Origin of the sequence: Nocardioides sp. NPDC051685 (assembly GCF_044453405.1) — a bacterium.
Lineage (GTDB): Bacteria > Actinomycetota > Actinomycetes > Propionibacteriales > Nocardioidaceae > Nocardioides.
Genome location: NZ_JBITCR010000005.1, coordinates 282,687 through 299,284 on the forward strand (window position 1 = coordinate 282,687; position 16,598 = coordinate 299,284).

Here is a 16,598-nt window from a genome sequence, read left to right on the forward strand (position 1 = left end):
ATCAACTATGGAAGGTGGAGACCCACGATGCGATTGAAGAGAACAGTGATCGCCGCCAGTGCGATCGCTGCGCTGACGCTCACCGCGGCTTGTGGCGGCGGTGGTGGCGGCGGCACGGACAAGACCGGCGAGTTCAAGGAAGGTGGCGCTGCCGGTTCCGGCAAGGATGCCACCGCGGAGGGCCCACTGCCGATCCCGGACGATGCCAAGAAGGGTGGCACGATCACGGTTCTCAGCAACGCGGCGCCTTCGACCCTCGACCCGACTCGGACCTATTACACCGACTCCGGTGCGATCATGTCCGGGCTGGTGACTCGTTCGCTGACGCAGTACAAGTACGACGAGAAGACCCAGGACGAGGTCCTCGTCCCGGACCTCGCCACCGATCTCGGTCAGGTCTCCGAGGACCGCCTGACTTGGACGTTCACGCTCAAGGACGGGATCAAGTACGAGGACGGCACCGACGTCACCGCGGCCGACGTCGAATACGGTATCGAGCGGGCCTTCGCCCAGGACGTGCTGACCGACGGACCGACGTACCACCTCGACTTCTTCAAGGGCGGTCGCGACTACAAGGGACCCTTCGCCAAGGGCGCCAAGCCCTACGACGGTGTCGAGAGCGACGGCAACAAGATCGTCATCCACCTCGAGAAGCCGTTCCCCGAGCTCGACTACTACGCCTCGTTCCCGGTCTTCTCGCCGATTCCGAAGGCCAAGGACAAGGACCCGCTGGCCTACGAGAGTCACCCGATGGCGACCGGCCCTTACAAGTTCGAGTCCTACAAGCCCGGCAGCTCGCTGAAGCTGGTCAAGAACGACCAGTGGGACCCCGACACCGACCCCGGCCGGTTCCAGGCCGCTGACGCCTTCGACTTCAGCTTCGGCCAGGACACCGCCAAGCTCGAGAACCAGATCGCGGGCGATAAGGGTGCTGCGCAGTCGATGATGACGTACGACGACGTCACCCCGCCGACGTACAAGTCCATCAAGGAGAACGCGCCGGAGAACCTGATCGAGGGCACCTCGCCGTGCACCTTCATGTACCGGCCGGATCAGACCAAGATCAAGGACAAGAAGATCCGCGAGGCGATCAGTTGGGCCTTCCCCTATCAGGCAGCCTGGAAGGCCGCCGGCGAGATCGTCGGCGTTACGATCCAGCCCGGCACCTCGCTGCTGCCCCCGGGCACGGCCGGCCGTGTCGAGTATCAGTACCCGAAGGGCCAGGACGGTCAGACCACCGACCCGGAGAAGGCCAAAGCGCTGCTGAAGGAGGCCGGGGCCGAGGGCTTCGAGCTGAAGTGGTACTACGAGCGTGACGACGAGCTCTCGGTCGCGAAGAAGGACCAGATGGTCAAGGGGTTCGAGGCAGCCGGCTTCAAGGCGACCCCGGTTGCCTCGACCGACGAGACCTACCGTGACGACCAGAGCAACCTGAAGGCGCCCATCAACCTCCGCTACGGCGGATGGTGCTCCGACTGGCCTTCGGGCGGCTCGTGGTTCCCTGCTCAGTGGTATGGCCCGAACGCCAACCAGGAGGGTATGCCGAACCCGACCAACTTCAACGAGGCCGCCGCCGACGCGAAGCAGGCCGAGATCCTGAAGATGGAGCCGGACAAGGTGCCGGCCGGCTGGGGCGAGTTCGACAAGTGGATGCAGGAGACCTACATGGTCGAGATCAACGCCGGCTACGACGGCAACGCCTTCATCAAGGGCTCGAAGGTCGGCGGGGTCGTGAACGACCCGGTCAAGGGCATGCCCGCCTTCTCCATCATGTACCTCAAGTGACGTGATCCGGCCGGCGTGGGCGATCCCCACGCCGGCCGGACCAGCACAGCAACTGTGGGCCTACGCCCGTGAACATCTTCCAGGAAGCGAGACCTCCGTCCCATGATCGGTTTTGTCGTACGACGGTTGATCTCGGCACTGCTTGTGCTGTTCGTGATCTCGGTGGCGGTCGTCGCGCTCTTCACCTATGGTCCGAGCGACCCGGCGAACGCGATGTGTCCCGAGCCGAAGTGCACCGCTGAGCGTCAGGACGCGATCCGGGAGGCGCTCAATCTCGAGGCGCCGATCTATGTGCAGTACGGCGAATACATGTCCGGGATCGTCACCGGCCGCGAGATCGCGTTCGGATCCGAGGCGTACGACTGCGATGCCCCGTGCTTCGGGGTCAGCTTCATCTACCGAGTCAATGTCTGGGACGACATCAAGGACCGGGTCGCCCCGACGGTCTCGGTCGCCGTCGGGGCCGGTGTCACGATCCTGCTCATCGGTGTGCCGATCGGAATGTTCGCGGCGAGACGTCGGGGGACCTCGGCGGACAAGGCCGTCATCGGGGCCACGCTGGTCATCGAGTCGATCCCCTACTACCTGTTCGTCCTGCTTGCCTTCCTCTATCTCGCGGTCGGCGCAGGGCTCTTTCCACAGGACGGCTACCACTCGATCGCTGATTCGCCGTTGAAGTGGGCCTGGGCACTGTTGTTGCCGTGGCTCGCGCTCGGCCTGGTGAACTCGTCCAAGTACGCCCGGTTCACCCGTGGCTCGATGATCGAGGCGTTCAACGAGGACTACATCCGCACTGCGCGGTCCAAGGGGCTGCCGGAGCGGACGATCGTCAACAAGCACGCCCTGCGTGCTGCGGTCGTCCCGATCGTGACGATCTTCGGCCTCGACTTCGGTGCCCTGCTGACCGGCACCATCTTCACCGAGAAGATCTTCGGTATCAACGGGCTGGGGCTTCGCGCCCTCGATGCTGTCGGCCAGAGCGACTTTCCGGTCATCGAGGCGACCACGTTGATCTCCGCCCTGATCATCGTGCTCACCAACCTCGCGGTCGACGTCTTCTACAGCGTCCTGGATCCCCGCGTACGCCTGTCCTGAGTCCTGTCGGTGGCGGCCACTAGGGTTGGCGTGTGGATGGGTTGTTTGAGATGGGGGCCGCCGCCTCGCGCGGCGGGTCGCTGAGCCACAGCGACCATGCGGCCGCGCCCCTGGCGGTGCGGATGCGGCCGCGTACGCTCGAGGAGCTCGTGGGCCAGAGCTCGCTCAAGGCGGCCGGGTCGCCGCTGCACCAGGTGGTCGAGGGCGGGCAGTCGCTCTCGCTGCTGCTGTGGGGACCGCCGGGCACCGGGAAGACGACCATCGCCTCCATCGTGAGCCGCTCCACAGACCGGAGGTTCGTCGAGGTCTCCGCGGTCTCGGCCGGGGTCAAGGAGGTCCGGGCGGCGATCGACGCGGCCCGCGCCGAGCTGGTCGCGACCGGCAAGGAGACGGTGCTCTTCGTCGACGAGGTGCACCGGTTCAGCAAGGCGCAGCAGGACGCGCTGCTGCCGGGCGTGGAGAACCGCTGGGTCACGCTGGTCGCCGCCACCACGGAGAACCCCTTCTTCTCGGTGATCTCGCCGCTGCTGTCCCGCTCCCTGCTGCTCCGGCTGGAGTCGCTGACCGACGACGACATCCGTGGCGTACTCGTGCGGGCCCTGGGGGACGAGCGCGGGCTCGGTGGGTCGGTGACGATCACCGACGAGGCGCTCGACCATCTCGTACGCCTCGCCGGCGGTGACGCGCGCAGGTCGCTGACCTACCTGGAGGCGGCCGCGGGTGCCGCGTCCGAGGGGGAGATCACCCTCGAGGCCGCCGAGCGCGCGGTGGACCAGGCGGCGGTGCGCTACGACCGCCAGGGAGACCAGCACTACGACGTGGTCAGCGCCTTCATCAAGTCCGTGCGGGGGTCGGACGCCGACGCGGCGCTGCACTACTTGGCGCGGATGATCGAGGCGGGGGAGGACCCCCGGTTCATCGCCCGCCGGCTGATGATCCTCGCCTCCGAGGACATCGGCCTGGCCGACTCCACCGCGCTGCAGACCGCGGTCGCCGCGGCGCAGACCGTGCAGCTGATCGGGATGCCGGAGGCCCAGCTCACCCTGGCCCACGCCACGATCGCGCTCGCCGTCGCGCCGAAGTCCAACGCGGTGACCAACGCCATCTTCGCCGCGCGCGCCGACGTCGCGGCCGGGAAGATCGGCAACGTCCCGCCACACCTGCGCGACGCCCACTACGAGGGGGCCAAGAAGATCGGCCACGGGGAGGCGTACAAGTACGCCCACGACGAGCCGTTCGGCATCGCGACGCAGCAGTACGCACCGGAGACGGTCGCCGACGCGGAGTACTACCGGCCGACCACCCACGGAGCCGAAGCCGGAGTGAAGGAACGTTGGGAGCGTGTCCGGAAAATCGTGCGCGGACAGGATGGATAGGGTAGGCGCACCATGACGAACTCGAGCACGCCCGGGTGGGCGCTGGTGGCGACGCTGACCGCAGTGGGGGTCCTGGTCCTCATCTCGGTGTCGGTCGTGCTGCTCGCGCTCGGAGCGCGCCGCCGTGCGCGGCACCGGCTCGAGGAGGCCGAGGCCAGCGAGGCCGAGCTGCGCGAGCGGCTCGAGGCGCTGGAGAGGCGATTGACGCAGCCCGAGGTCAGGCGCCGGCGGCGCGACGAGAAGGCTGCCGAGAAGGAGTATGTGATCACCTCCCTCGGGGAGGACGGCGAGCCTGCCGAGGTGGAGCAGGTGGTGCAGCGTACGTTGACCGCACCGGCCTTCGCGGACGCGGTGTTCCGGGAGACCATCGTGCACGGGGCCGCGCTGGTCCACGGGGTGCGCCGGGCGCTCTCGCCCGAGGTGCGGTTCAAGATCCGCTACGAGATGCACCGCGAGGTCAAGCGGGCACGCAAGGACCGGAAGAGCGAGATGCGCGAGGCGCTGCGCGAATACCGTGCGCGCCAGCGCGCCCAGGTGCGCGATGAGAAGGAGACAGCATGAGGGGCGCGATCTGGTTCGTGGTCGGTGCGGGTGCGGGCGTGTACGCGATGGTCAAGGGGCGGCGGGCCGCGGAGGCCTTCACCGCCGACGGCCTGCGCGACCGGGCCCAGGCGATCGGCGTCGGCGCGCGGATCTTCCGCGAGGAGCTGGCCACCGGCAAGGCCGAGAAGGAGCTCGAGCTCCGCGAGTGGATCGAGACGACCCGAGCGAGGTCGGGCGGCGAGCTTGCTCGTCCGCCCGCGCCGAGCGAGGGAGTGACCGCGCGCAGCGCGGAGGCCCGCACGGCGGGACCTAAACAGATTGGCGCCGCGGGTGCCGAGCAGCAGAGACTTGGATTGAACGGGCCAACCGAGGACCCGAGGCAGAACATGGAAGGCAGTAACCCCTGATGGAGTGGTTGAGCACGGCGGAGATCCGCCGCCGTTTCACGGCGCATTTCGCCGAGAACACCGAGATCGGCGAGCACACGGTGGTGCCGTCGGCATCGCTCCTGCTCGATGACCCCAACCTGCTCTTCGTCAACGCAGGCATGGTGCCCTTCAAGCCCTACTTCCTCGGCCAGGCCACTCCTCCCTACCAGCGGGCGACGTCGGTGCAGAAGTGCATCCGCACGCCCGACATCGAGGAGGTCGGCAAGACCACCCGGCACGGCACGTTTTTCGAGATGTGCGGCAACTTCTCCTTCGGCGACTACTTCAAGGAGGGCGCGATCACGCTCGCCTGGGAGCTGGTCACGAAGTCGGTCGCCGACGGTGGCTTCGGCTTCGACGAGTCGGTCCTCTACCCGTCCGTGCTCAACGGTGACGAGGAGGCGGTCGCGCTCTGGAAGAAGATCTCCGGCCTGCCCGACGACCGCATCGTCCGGCTGCCGCCGAGCGAGAACTACTGGTCGATGGGCGTGCCCGGACCGGGTGGCCCGTGCTCGGAGATCCTGATCGACCGCGGTCCCGAGTTCGGCGCCGACCGTGACTGGGACGCCGGCGACCGCTACCTGGAGTTCTGGAACCTCGTCTTCATGCAGGACAACGTCGTCGCGGCGCGGTCCAAGTACGACGTCGACATCGACGGCCCGCTCGCCCAGACCGGTATCGACACCGGTCTCGGTCTCGAGCGCGTCGCCTACCTCATGCAGGGCAAGTCCAACATGTATGAGACCGACGTGGTCTTCCCGGTCATCGAGAAGGCGATGGAGCTGACCGGGAAGAAGTACGGCGCCTCCTACGAGGACGACGTCCGTTTCCGGGTCGTCGCCGACCACGTGCGCTCCTCGCTGATGCTGATCAGCGACGGCGTCACCCCCGGCAACGAGGGCCGCGGCTACGTCCTGCGCCGGCTGATGCGCCGCGCGATCCGCAACATGCGCCTGCTCGGCTACGAGGACCCGGCGATGCCCGAGCTGCTCCCGGTCTCCCGCGACAAGATGGGGGAGACCTACACCGAGCTGCTCTCCGGCTGGGACCGGATCAAGCGCGTCGCCGACTCCGAGGAGGAGGCCTTCCGCAAGACCCTCGCGGCCGGCACCCAGATCTTCGACCTGGCCGCGACCGAGGTGAAGTCGAGCGGATCCACCACGTTCACCGGTGCCAAGGCGTTCCAGCTCCACGACACGTACGGGTTCCCGATCGACCTGACCCTCGAGATGGCCGCCGAGGCGGGTCTCGAGGTCGACGAGGCGGGCTTCCGTGGCCTGATGACCGAGCAGCGCGAGCGGGCCAAGGCCGACGCGCGGGCCAAGAAGGGTCAGCACGCCGACCTGTCGGTCTACCGCGGCATCCTCGACACCAACGGGCCGACCGACTGGCAGGCCTACACGACCCTCGAGACCGAGTCGAAGCCGCTGGCTCTCCTCAAGGAGGGCAAGGCGGTCGACGTGCTCGGCCCCGACGAGATCGGCGAGATCGTCCTCGACCGCACCCCGTTCTACGCCGAGTCCGGTGGTCAGTCCGCCGACGCGGGCATCATCGAGTTCGACGGTGGCCGGCTCGAGGTCGTCGACGTGCAGCGCCCCGTCAAGGGCCTCGTGGTCCACCAGGTCCGGGTCGTCGACGGCGAGTTCCACGGCAACGGGCTCGTGCACGCCCAGGTCGACAAGGAGTGGCGCATCGGTGCTCGCCAGGCCCACTCCGGCACCCACGTGGTGCACGCGGCGCTGCGCGAGGTGCTCGGCCCGACCGCGCTGCAGTCGGGTTCCTTCAACCGCCCCGGCTACCTGCGTCTCGACTACGGCTGGACCAAGGGCCTGACGCCTGCGCAGATGCACGAGATCGAGGAGGTCTCCAACAACGCGCTGCGTGCCGACCTGCCGGTCTCCTGGGACTACATGACCCTCTCCGACGCCAAGGAGTGGGGCGCGATCGCGCTCTTCGGTGAGACCTACGACGACTCCAAGGTGCGCGTCGTCGAGATCGGCGGCCCCTGGTCGCGTGAGCTGTGCGGTGGCACCCACGTGGACCACTCCGCCCAGATCGGCACGATCGTGGTCACCTCGGAGGCCTCGGTCGGCTCCGGCAACCGGCGCATCGAGGCCTACACGGGCGTCGAGGGCTTCAACTACCTCGCCCGTGAGCGCGACGTCGTCTCCGAGCTCAACCTGCTGCTCAAGTCGAAGTCCGACGACGTCGTCGGCCGGGTCTCCGACCTGATGGAGCGGCTCAAGGCCGCCGAGAAGGAGATCGCCCGGGCGCGTACGGCACAGCTGCTCGCCTCCGGCGGCTCGATCGCGGCCTCCGCGGTCGACGTCGACGGCGTCCGGCTCGTCGCCCAGCGGGTGCCGGGTGTGGGCGGCGGCGACGCGCGCACGCTCGCCCAGGACGTACGCTCCCGGCTCGGTGACGCGCCGGCTGCCGTCGTGCTCTTCGGCGACGCTGACGACAAGGTCGCCGTCGTGGCCGCGGTCAACCCGGCGGGCATCGCCAAGGGCGTCAAGGCCGGCGACCTGATCAAGGAGCTCGCTCCGATCATCGGCGGTCGCGGCGGCGGCAAGCCCGACTTCGCCCAGGGTGGAGGCACCGAGGTCGGCAAGATCGACGAGGCCGTCGCCAAGGTCAAGTCGCTGGTGGCCGGAGCCTGATGCGTCACGGCGTACGCCTCGGTCTCGATCCTGGCGACGCCCGGATCGGCGTCGCCAGGAGCGACCCCACGGGGTTCCTGGCGACGCCGCTCGAGACGGTCAAGAAGGGTCGCGGGGACCTCGCGCGGCTGCAGGCGATCGTCGCCGAGATCGCCGAGGAGTCGACGATGCTCGAGGTCGTCGTCGGGCTGCCCCGGTCCCTCAAGGGAGGCGAGAACCCGGCGACTGCTAAGGTCCGGGACTTCGCCGCGTCCTTGGCGCGGCGAGTGGCTCCGGTCCCGGTTCGTCTCGTCGACGAGCGGCTCACCACAGTTTCCGCGGAGGCTATGCTCCGAGACCGGGGTCGCAAGGGTCAGGACCGCCGGGCAGTCGTGGACATGGCCGCAGCGGTTGTGATCCTGCAACACGCATTGGACAGTGAGCGCGCTTCGGGGACCGCGCCTGGAGAGATCGTTGAGGTCGGTCATTGAGTGAGCGCTATTACCCCCCGGACCCGCGCGACCCGCGTCGCCCTGGTCCGGGGTCATATGGTCGCGATCCGCGCGGTGGCTACCCGCCCCGGCAGCAGCCGCCACAGGATCCCCGCCAAGATCCTCGGCAGGCTCCCCGAGACCCCCGCCGGATGCCGCCGCAGCGGCCCGGTCAGATTCCCGGCCAGATCCCCGGTCTGATGCCTCCCCAGCAGGGCCAGCCGGGTCGCCGCCCGGGGCCGCGTCCCATGCCCAGTGCCGGCACGCCCCCGCCGGGCTACGGCCGGCAGGAGCCCCCGCAGCGGCCCGGTGGCTACGGCGGGCCGACCTATCAGCAGCACCCCAGCTTCTTCGACGACGGTCCGACGGACCACGACCCATACTTCGACGACGAGCCGCCGCCCCGGCGCAAGCGGCGCTTCGGCGGCTGTCTGGCCGTGCTGGTGGCCATGGCCGTCGTGCTCGGTGGGTTCTACGTCGTGGGCGATCGCGCCATCGACTACGTCAAGGATCTGGTCGCGCCGCCGGCGGACTATCCGGGCCCCGGGACCGACCCGGTCTCGTTCGAGGTGCACGAGGGCGACTCGGTCTCGGCCGTCGGTCGCAACCTGAAGGAGATCGGCGTGGTGGAGTCGGTCGATGCCTTCATCGACGCGGCCAACACCGAAGGGCTGACCGTCCAGGTCGGCTTCTATCCGCTGAAGAAGCAGATGAAGGCCGCCGACGTCGTCGAGATCCTTGCCAACCCGGACAACATCGACACGATCAACGTCACCATCACCGAAGGTTCGCGCGCCAAGGCGATCTACAAGGTGCTCGCCGAGAAGACGAAGAAGAAGCCGGCCGATTTCAAGAAGGCCGCCGAGGACACCGAGGCGATCGGACTGCCCGACTATGCCAAGGGCAACGTCGAGGGCTACCTCTTCCCGGCGACGTACGCCTTCCCGCCCGACGCCACACCCACCGAGATGCTGGCGATGATGGTCGACCGGTGGGAGCAGGCGCTGGGCGACAACGACATCGAGGCGCGCGCCAAGCAGCTGAAGTGCGGCGGCGGCAAGGCCTGCACCCCCGAGCAGATCATGACCGTGGCCTCGCTGGTCGAGGCCGAGGGTCGCGGCGACGACAAGGCCAAGATCGCCCGGGTGATCTACAACCGGGTCGAGAATCCCGGCACGGCCGGGCAGGCTGGTTTCCTGCAGATCGACGCCACGGTCAACTACGCGCTCGGGAAGTCCGGCAGCACCGAGCTCGGTGGGGTGAACGTGCAGTCGGTCGACTCGCCCTACAACACCTACACCAACAAGGGCCTGCCGCCGGGGCCGATCGGCGCACCGGGCGACGACGCGATCCAGGCCGCGCTCAACCCGGCGGATGGTTCCTGGTACTACTACGTGACCGTCAACCTGAAGACCGGTGAGACGAAGTTCGCCAAGAACTACGACCAGTTCCTGAAGTTCAAGGCGGAATACAAGCACTACTGCGAAACCGAGTCGAAGAGCTGCTGAGGAGAAGACCTGAGTGAAGTGCGCTGTTCTGGGTGACCCGATCGGTCACTCGCTCTCCCCGGCTCTCCACCAGGCCGCGTACGCCGAGCTGGACATGTCCGACTGGTCCTACACGTCCACGCGTGTGCAGGCTGGTGGCCTGGCGAAGTACGTCGCCGACCTCGGCGGCGACTGGCCGCCGAGCCGCTGGCGTGGGCTGTCGGTGACGATGCCGCTCAAGCGTGAGGCGTTCGAGCTGGCGCGTTCGGTCTCGCCCCGGGCGCGGCTGGTGGGTGCGGTCAACACGCTGGTGCGCTCCTCGCACGGCTGGGTGGGGGACAACACCGACCTGCCCGGCGCGGTCGCGGCGATCCGGGAGCGGGCCGGCGACGGCTTCTCGTGTTCCCACGGTGTGGTCCTGGGTGCCGGTGCCACGGCTGCCTCGACCGGGCTCGCGCTCGCCGAGCTGGGCGCCTCGCGGATCACGCTGCTGGCCCGCAACCCCGGCGCGGCGGGAGAGACGATCGAGATGATCTCGCGTCATCGGAGCAAGCCCGTCGTCTCGGTGCTGCCGCTGGACTCGGCCGCCCAGGAATCGGTTACCAGTGGTGTCGACGTGGTCGTCTCCACCGTCCCGGCGAAGGCGCAGACCCCGGAGCTCATCGACCGCTGGGCCGCAACGCCGGTCGTCTTCGACGTCGTCTACGACCCGTGGCCATCGCCGCTGCTGGCGGTGGCGCCCGGTGTGGCGGTCAGCGGCCTGGACCTGCTCGTGCACCAGGCGGTGCTGCAGTTCGAGCTCTTCACCGGCCGCACCGCCCCGCTCGACGCGATGCGGGCGGCGGGGGAGAAGGCGCTGGCCAGCAGGGAGCTCAGCACGGAGCCGGCGCCGGCATGAGCCAAGGGGCGGTCGTGCTGGTGAGTGCGGCCGTCGCCGGTCTGCTCGCTCTCGGGCTGCCGGCACTGCTTCGGAGGCTCCCCGAACCTGCCGACGACCCGCCGGTGGTCTCCTACGCCGCCGTCGCCGGCTGGTCACCGCTCCTGCCGGTCGCGGTGGCCCTCTCCGCGGTGGTCGCCGGCCTGCTCGCCTGGCAGGTCGAGCCGTCGCGGTTGATGGTGGTGCTGGTGCCACTCACGCCGATCTGCGTGCTGCTCGGCTACGTCGACTGGCGCGTCCAGCGGCTGCCGAAGGCGCCGATCCTGGTGGCCACCGCGGCCGGGCTCGGCCTGCTCGGCGCCGAGTGGCTCTGGACACGCGAGACCGCAACAGCCCTTGGCGCTCTCGCCGGACTGGTGATCGCCCGCTCGGGGTTCTGGCTGCTGTGGCGGCTGGTGCCGCACGCGATGGGCTTCGGCGACGTACGCCTGGCGGCGCTCGTCGGCCTGGTCCTCGGTCGCCTCGGCTGGGAGCAGCTGGCCGTCGGGCTGTGGGCCGGGCTGGCGATCTTCGGTGTCTGGGGCATCGGACGCGCGGTCGCGCAACGCTCGCGCACGGCGATGCGCGAGCCGTTGGCGTACGGGCCCTTCATGCTGCTGGGCATGCTCGTCGGGGTGTTCGCCGTCTCGCTTTGAGGCCGGGTGCACGGGGTTGCATGACCGGGATGAAAGACTGGCGTCATGTTGCGTTGGCTCACTGCGGGCGAGTCCCATGGTCCGTCCCTGACGGCCGTGATGGAGGGTCTGCCCGCCCACGTCCGGATCACCTCTGACGACATCGCTGATGCCCTGGCCCGGCGCCGGCTCGGCTATGGCCGCGGCGCCCGGATGAAGTTCGAGAAGGACCAGGTGCGGATCACCGGCGGCGTACGCCACGGGGAGTCGCAGGGCGGTCCCGTCGCGATCGAGGTCGGCAACACCGAGTGGCCCAAGTGGGAGACCGTGATGGCCTCCGACCCGGTCGCTCCTGAGGTGCTCGAGAAGCAGGCCCGCAACGCTCCGCTGACCCGGCCGCGGCCCGGTCACGCCGACCTGGTCGGGATGCAGAAGTACGACTTCGACGACGCCCGTCCGATCCTGGAGCGCGCCTCGGCCCGTGAGACCGCGGCCCGGGTCGCGCTCGGCGCGGTCGCCTCGGCCTTCCTCGAGCAGGCGCTCGGCGTCCGGCTGGTGTCGCACGTCATCGAGATCGGCGGGGTGCGTACGCCGACCCGCGAGGTCCCCACGCCCGAGGATGTCGCGCGCCTGGACGAGGACCCGGTGCGGGTGCTCGACCCCGACGGCTCCAAGCAGATGGTCGCCCGGATCGACGAGGCCCACAAGGACGGCGACACCCTCGGTGGCGTCGTCGAGGTGGTCGTCCACGGGCTGCCGCCGGGTCTCGGCTCCCACGTGCACTGGGACCGGCGCCTCGACGCGCGCCTGGCCGGCGCGCTGATGGGCATCCAGGCGATCAAGGGTGTCGAGGTCGGCGACGGGTTCGAGCTCGCCGCGACCCCCGGGTCCAAGGCCCATGACGAGATCGTTCCCTCCGCCGACGGGATCCGCCGCGCCTCCGGTCGCTCGGGCGGCACCGAGGGCGGCATGTCGACCGGCGAGATCCTGCGCGTTCGCGCGGCGATGAAGCCGATCGCGACCGTGCCCCGCGCGCTGCGCACCGTCGACGTCGCCACCGGTGAGGAGGCCGTCGCCCACCACCAGCGCTCAGACGTCTGCGCGGTGCCCGCCGCCGGCGTCGTCGCCGAGGCGATGGTCGCGCTCGTGCTGGCCGAGGCGGCGCTGGAGAAGTTCGGTGGCGACTCGGTCGCCGAGACGGCCCGCAACGCGAAGGCCTACCTCGAGAACCTGAGGTACTCGTGATGCCGGCTGTCGTGCTCGTCGGCCCGATGGGCGCCGGGAAGTCGACGGTCGGGGCGCTGCTCGCCTCCCGGCTCGGGGTCGCGCTGCGCGACACCGACGAGGACATCGCGGCCGCCGCCGGCAAGAGCGTCCAGGACATCTTCGTCGACGAGGGCGAGACCCACTTCCGTGCGGTCGAGGCCTCTGCGGTCGCGGCGGCGCTCGCCGAGCACGACGGCGTGGTCTCCCTCGGCGGTGGCTCGGTCCTGGCCGAGCAGACCCAGATCCTGCTCAAGGAGCACACCGTCGTCTACCTGCGGGTCGGGGTGGCCGATGCGGTCAAGCGGGTCGGTCTCGGCTCGGGCCGTCCGATGCTCCTCGGCAACGTACGCGGCCGCATCAAGGCGCTCCTGGAGGAGCGCGCCCCGATCTATGAGTCGGTCGCGACGATCGTCGTCGACACCGACGGCCGCTCGGCCGACGACGTCGCCGCCGAGCTCGCCTCCGCCCTGACCGCGCTGAACACCACGGAGTAGAAGTGACCGAGCCCGCAAGCACCGTCATCAGGGTCGAGAGCGCCGCGGCGTACGACGTCGTCATCGGCTCCGGCCTCGCCGGCCGGCTCCAGGGGCTCCTGGGCGAGAGCGTCGAGCGGGTGGCGTTCCTCTACGCCGCCGAGCTGGCCGAGTACGCCGAGCCGGTGCTCGAGGAGCTGCTCAAGCACTACGACGTGCTCGGCCTCGGGCTGCCCAGCGGCGAGGACCAGAAGACCGTCGCGGTCGCCAACGACTGCTGGGAGGCGCTGGGGGAGCGGGGCTTCACCCGCTCCGACGCGGTCGTCACCTTCGGCGGCGGTGCCACCACGGACCTGGGTGGGTTCGTCGCCGCCGGATGGCTGCGCGGCGTACGCGTCGTGCACGTGCCGACCACGGTGCTCGCCATGGTCGACGCCGCGGTCGGCGGCAAGACCGGGGTCAACACCGGCGCCGGGAAGAACCTCGTGGGAGCGTTCCATGAGCCCGCCGGCGTGCTGTGCGACCTCGCGCTGCTCGCGACGCTGCCGGAGGCCGACCTGATCGCCGGGCTCGGCGAGGTCGTCAAGTGCGGCTTCATCGCCGACCCCGAGATCCTGCGTCTGGTCGAGGAGACCGACAAGATCACCGCCTCCTCGCCGGTTCTCGCCGAGCTCGTCGAGCGCGCGATCCGAGTCAAGGCCGAGGTCGTCGCAGCCGACCTGAAGGAGACCGGCGGCGCCGACGGCCACCCCGGCCGCGAGACCCTCAACTACGGCCACACCCTCGCGCACGCGCTCGAGAAGCACTCCGGCTTCTCGATCCGCCACGGTGACGCGGTCGCCGTCGGCTGCGTCTACGCCGCCGAGCTCGCCCGTCTCGCCGGAGTCCTCGCCGACGACGTCGCCGCCCGGCACGCGCCGACGTTCGCCAAGGTCGGCCTCCCGACCACCGTCAAGGAGCTCGGCATCGAGGCCGGCTTCGACGACCTCATCGGCGCCATGCGGGTCGACAAGAAGGCTCGCGGCTCCGTCCTCCGCTTCCTCGTCCTCCATGACATCGCCACCCCGCGCATCCTCACCGGGCCCAGCGAGGAGCAGCTGCGGGAGGCGTACTCGGTGGTAGGTGGCTAGGACGCGCCTCTGCTGGAGGCCGAGCGGATCGGCGACCGCGCGATCTGCAGGCGGCGTACCGAGATCCTAGGTTCGGGTCACTTCCCGGACCAGCGGGCGATGTCCTCGTCGGTGACCTCGACCGGGCCTTCGACACGCTGGGTGGCACGGATGTGGTTGCCGAAGGGGTCGCGGAAGGCGCAGTCGACGCCGTAGGGCTGCCGGACGGGTTCCTGTGTGAACTCGACGCCCTTGGCGGAGAGCTCCTCGTAGAGCTTCTCGCAGTCGTCGGTGTTGAAGATGACCACGGCGCCCATCGCGCCCTTGGTGACCAGGTCGCGCAGCTGCGCGGCGGTCTCGGCGCTGTGGGCCGGGGAGCCGTCGGGCACCTCGAGCAGCAGCTCGTGGTCGGGGTCACCGGGGAGGTGGACGGTGAGCCAGCGCATGAAGCCCATGTCGACGTCGCTGCCGACCTCGAGGCCGAGCTTGCCGACGTAGAAGTCGAGCGCCTCGTCCTGGTCGAGCACGTAGATTCCGGTGATGTTGATGTTGGTCAGCATGCGACCAGTCTGCGTCCCGCCGACGCCGTACGCTTCTCCGAAACTGCTCAGCTCGCCGGCCGCATCCAGGCGCGGGCCACGCATCCGGGCACGGCGAGGCTCTCGGCGCGGGCGCGGTAGTCGCTGGGGGAGGTGCCGACGATGTCGCGGAACGTACGGCTGAAGGTGCCGAGGCTGGTGAAGCCGACCGTGAGCGCGACCTCGGTGACCGGCGTCGCGGTGTCGCGCAGCAACGCCATCGACCGCTCGATCCGCCGGCGCTGCAGGTAGCGGTGCGGCGTCTCCCCGAAGACCGCCTTGAACCGGCGGCTGAAGTGCGCGGGAGACACATGGGCGACCCGGGCGATCGCCGGGACGTCGAGTGGCTCGGCGTAGTGCCGGTCCATCACGTCGCGAGCCCGCAGCAGGCGACGGTTCTCGTCCTCGCCCGGGGTCATGTCTCGAGCGTACGTGCTTGCACGGGTCAAGCGCTCGGCGTCCCTGACGTTTGTATGCGCGACACGCCATGAGGATCTACAAACGGTCAGGGGCGCGAGCGAGCGGCCCGCGCCCCTGACGATTCGGTGCACGACACGCGGCATCGGCCTGCAGAACGTCAGGGACGCCGAGCGGCGGCGGGCGAGGTCACAGACCCATGTCCTTGGCGATGATGAGCTTCATGACCTCGGAGGTGCCACCGTAGATGCGGTTGACGCGGTTGTCGGCGTAGAGGCGGGCGATGGGGTACTCGTTCATGTAGCCGTAGCCGCCGTGGAGCTGGAGGCAGCGGTCGATGACCCGGTGGGCGACCTCGGTGCAGAACAGCTTGGCCGAGGCGGCCTCGGCAGCGGTCAGCGTGCCGGCATCCTCGGCCTCGATGGCCCGGTCGACCACGGCCTCGGCGGCGTCGACCTCGGCCTTGCACGCGGCCAGCTCGAACTTGGTGTTCTGGAAGGAGGCGACGGCGGTGCCGAAGACCTTGCGATCGTGGACGTAGGCCTTGGCGAACTCGACGGCGGCCGCGGCCTGGGCGTAGGCGCCGACGGCGATGCCGAGACGCTCGACCGGGAGGTTCTGGCCGAGGTAGGAGAAGCCCTTGCCGACCTCGCCGAGGACGTCCTCGACCGGGACCTGCACGTCGGTGAAGGAGAGCTCGGCGGTGTCGGAGACCTTGAGGCCGAGCTTGTCGAGCTTGCGGCCGACCTCATAGCCCGGCAGCTTGGTGTCGACGGCGAGCAGGGTGATCCCGCCGCGGCGGTCCTCCGGGGTGGCCGGGGCGGTACGGGCGCAGACGATCACCCGGTCGGCGTTGACGCCGCCGGTGATGAAGGTCTTGGCGCCGTTGAGGACGTAGTGCTTGCCGTCCTCGGTGAGCTTGGCGTTGGTGGTCATCCCGGCCAGGTCCGAGCCGGTGCCGGGCTCGGTCATCGCGATCGCCCACATCTCCTCGCCGGAGACGAAGCCGGGCATCCAGCGCTCCATCTGGTCCTCGGTGGCGAGCTTGAGGAGGTAGGGCAGGCAGAGGCCGACGTGGGTGCTCGAACCGCCGAAGGAGACGCCGGCGCGGGCGAGCTCCTCGGTGATGACGGCGGAGTACTTGAACGACTCGATGCCGGCGCCGCCGTACTCCTCGGGCACCTGGATGCCCCATACGCCGAGCTCGCCGAGCTTGAGGTAGAAGTCGTGGGGGACGATCCCGGCCGCGTACCACTCGTCGTAGACGGGGGTGACCTCCTTCTCGATGAACGAGCGGATGGTCTCGCGGAAGGACTGGTGGTCCTCGGTGTAGATGGTGCGGCGCATGACGGTGCTATCT

The 16,598-nt window shown here is 69.4% G+C and carries 16 protein-coding genes; 13 read left to right on the forward strand and 3 right to left on the reverse strand.

The genetic code is table 11. The features are described from left to right. Positions 1 to 27: 27 nt before the first annotated feature. The 13 genes from ACIA03_RS16790 (at position 28) to aroB (ending at position 14,264) form a co-directional block, all read left to right on the forward strand. Entirely contained in the window at positions 28 to 1,785 is a 1,758-nt protein-coding gene (locus ACIA03_RS16790) for an ABC transporter substrate-binding protein (protein WP_396984423.1), read from the forward strand. Positions 1,786 to 1,887: 102 nt separating this feature from the next. Continuing rightward, positions 1,888 to 2,880, forward strand: coding sequence for an ABC transporter permease (locus ACIA03_RS16795; protein WP_396984425.1), 993 nt, complete (start codon positions 1,888 to 1,890; stop codon positions 2,878 to 2,880). A gap of 50 nt (positions 2,881 to 2,930) precedes the next feature. Next, on the forward strand, positions 2,931 to 4,256 hold the full coding sequence (locus tag ACIA03_RS16800; RefSeq protein WP_396984914.1) for a replication-associated recombination protein A: 1,326 nt from the start codon (positions 2,931 to 2,933) through the stop codon (positions 4,254 to 4,256). 12 nt (positions 4,257 to 4,268) lie between these two features. Beyond that, the gene (locus ACIA03_RS16805) at positions 4,269 to 4,817 is read left to right on the forward strand and encodes a hypothetical protein (RefSeq protein ID WP_396984427.1); all 549 of its coding nucleotides are present in this window, start codon (positions 4,269 to 4,271) and stop codon (positions 4,815 to 4,817) included. Then, on the forward strand, positions 4,814 to 5,206 hold the full coding sequence (locus ACIA03_RS16810; protein WP_396984429.1) for a DUF6167 family protein: 393 nt from the start codon (positions 4,814 to 4,816) through the stop codon (positions 5,204 to 5,206). The genes ACIA03_RS16805 and ACIA03_RS16810 overlap by 4 nt, the downstream gene beginning before the upstream one ends. Before the next feature lie 8 nt (positions 5,207 to 5,214). Beyond that, the gene (gene alaS, locus ACIA03_RS16815) at positions 5,215 to 7,887 is read left to right on the forward strand and encodes an alanine--tRNA ligase (protein ID WP_396984916.1); all 2,673 of its coding nucleotides are present in this window, start codon (positions 5,215 to 5,217) and stop codon (positions 7,885 to 7,887) included. Next, entirely contained in the window at positions 7,887 to 8,357 is a 471-nt protein-coding gene (ruvX, locus tag ACIA03_RS16820; RefSeq protein WP_160022920.1) for a Holliday junction resolvase RuvX, read from the forward strand. The genes alaS and ruvX overlap by 1 nt, the downstream gene beginning before the upstream one ends. A gap of 200 nt (positions 8,358 to 8,557) precedes the next feature. Next, complete coding sequence (mltG, locus tag ACIA03_RS16825; RefSeq protein WP_396984432.1) at positions 8,558 to 9,865, forward strand: endolytic transglycosylase MltG; 1,308 nt, start codon at positions 8,558 to 8,560, stop codon at positions 9,863 to 9,865. Between the two features lie 13 nt (positions 9,866 to 9,878). Next, positions 9,879 to 10,742: a shikimate dehydrogenase gene (locus ACIA03_RS16830; protein ID WP_396984433.1), complete on the forward strand. Its 864-nt coding sequence runs from the start codon at positions 9,879 to 9,881 to the stop codon at positions 10,740 to 10,742. Beyond that, positions 10,739 to 11,416 carry a prepilin peptidase gene (locus tag ACIA03_RS16835; RefSeq protein WP_396984435.1) on the forward strand — a complete coding sequence of 226 codons (678 nt, stop codon included), beginning with the start codon at positions 10,739 to 10,741 and terminating at the stop codon, positions 11,414 to 11,416. The genes ACIA03_RS16830 and ACIA03_RS16835 overlap by 4 nt, the downstream gene beginning before the upstream one ends. Before the next feature lie 45 nt (positions 11,417 to 11,461). Next, positions 11,462 to 12,640, forward strand: coding sequence for a chorismate synthase (gene aroC, locus ACIA03_RS16840; RefSeq protein WP_396984437.1), 1,179 nt, complete (start codon positions 11,462 to 11,464; stop codon positions 12,638 to 12,640). Beyond that, on the forward strand, positions 12,640 to 13,155 hold the full coding sequence (locus tag ACIA03_RS16845) for a shikimate kinase (protein ID WP_396984439.1): 516 nt from the start codon (positions 12,640 to 12,642) through the stop codon (positions 13,153 to 13,155). The genes aroC and ACIA03_RS16845 overlap by 1 nt, the downstream gene beginning before the upstream one ends. A 2-nt stretch (positions 13,156 to 13,157) precedes the next feature. Beyond that, complete coding sequence (gene aroB, locus ACIA03_RS16850; RefSeq protein ID WP_396984441.1) at positions 13,158 to 14,264, forward strand: 3-dehydroquinate synthase; 1,107 nt, start codon at positions 13,158 to 13,160, stop codon at positions 14,262 to 14,264. Between the two features lie 77 nt (positions 14,265 to 14,341). On the opposite strand, the gene ACIA03_RS16855 is transcribed toward aroB, so the two are convergent. From ACIA03_RS16855 to ACIA03_RS16865, 3 genes are all read right to left on the reverse strand, one after another. Further along, positions 14,342 to 14,803 (reverse strand): VOC family protein, encoded by a 462-nt coding sequence (locus ACIA03_RS16855; RefSeq protein ID WP_396984443.1) that lies wholly within the window; start codon positions 14,801 to 14,803, stop codon positions 14,342 to 14,344. 47 nt (positions 14,804 to 14,850) lie between these two features. After that, positions 14,851 to 15,240, reverse strand: coding sequence for a helix-turn-helix domain-containing protein (locus ACIA03_RS16860; protein ID WP_396984445.1), 390 nt, complete (start codon positions 15,238 to 15,240; stop codon positions 14,851 to 14,853). Positions 15,241 to 15,427: 187 nt separating this feature from the next. Next, positions 15,428 to 16,585, reverse strand: coding sequence for an acyl-CoA dehydrogenase family protein (locus ACIA03_RS16865; RefSeq protein ID WP_396984447.1), 1,158 nt, complete (start codon positions 16,583 to 16,585; stop codon positions 15,428 to 15,430). Positions 16,586 to 16,598 lie beyond the last annotated feature (13 nt).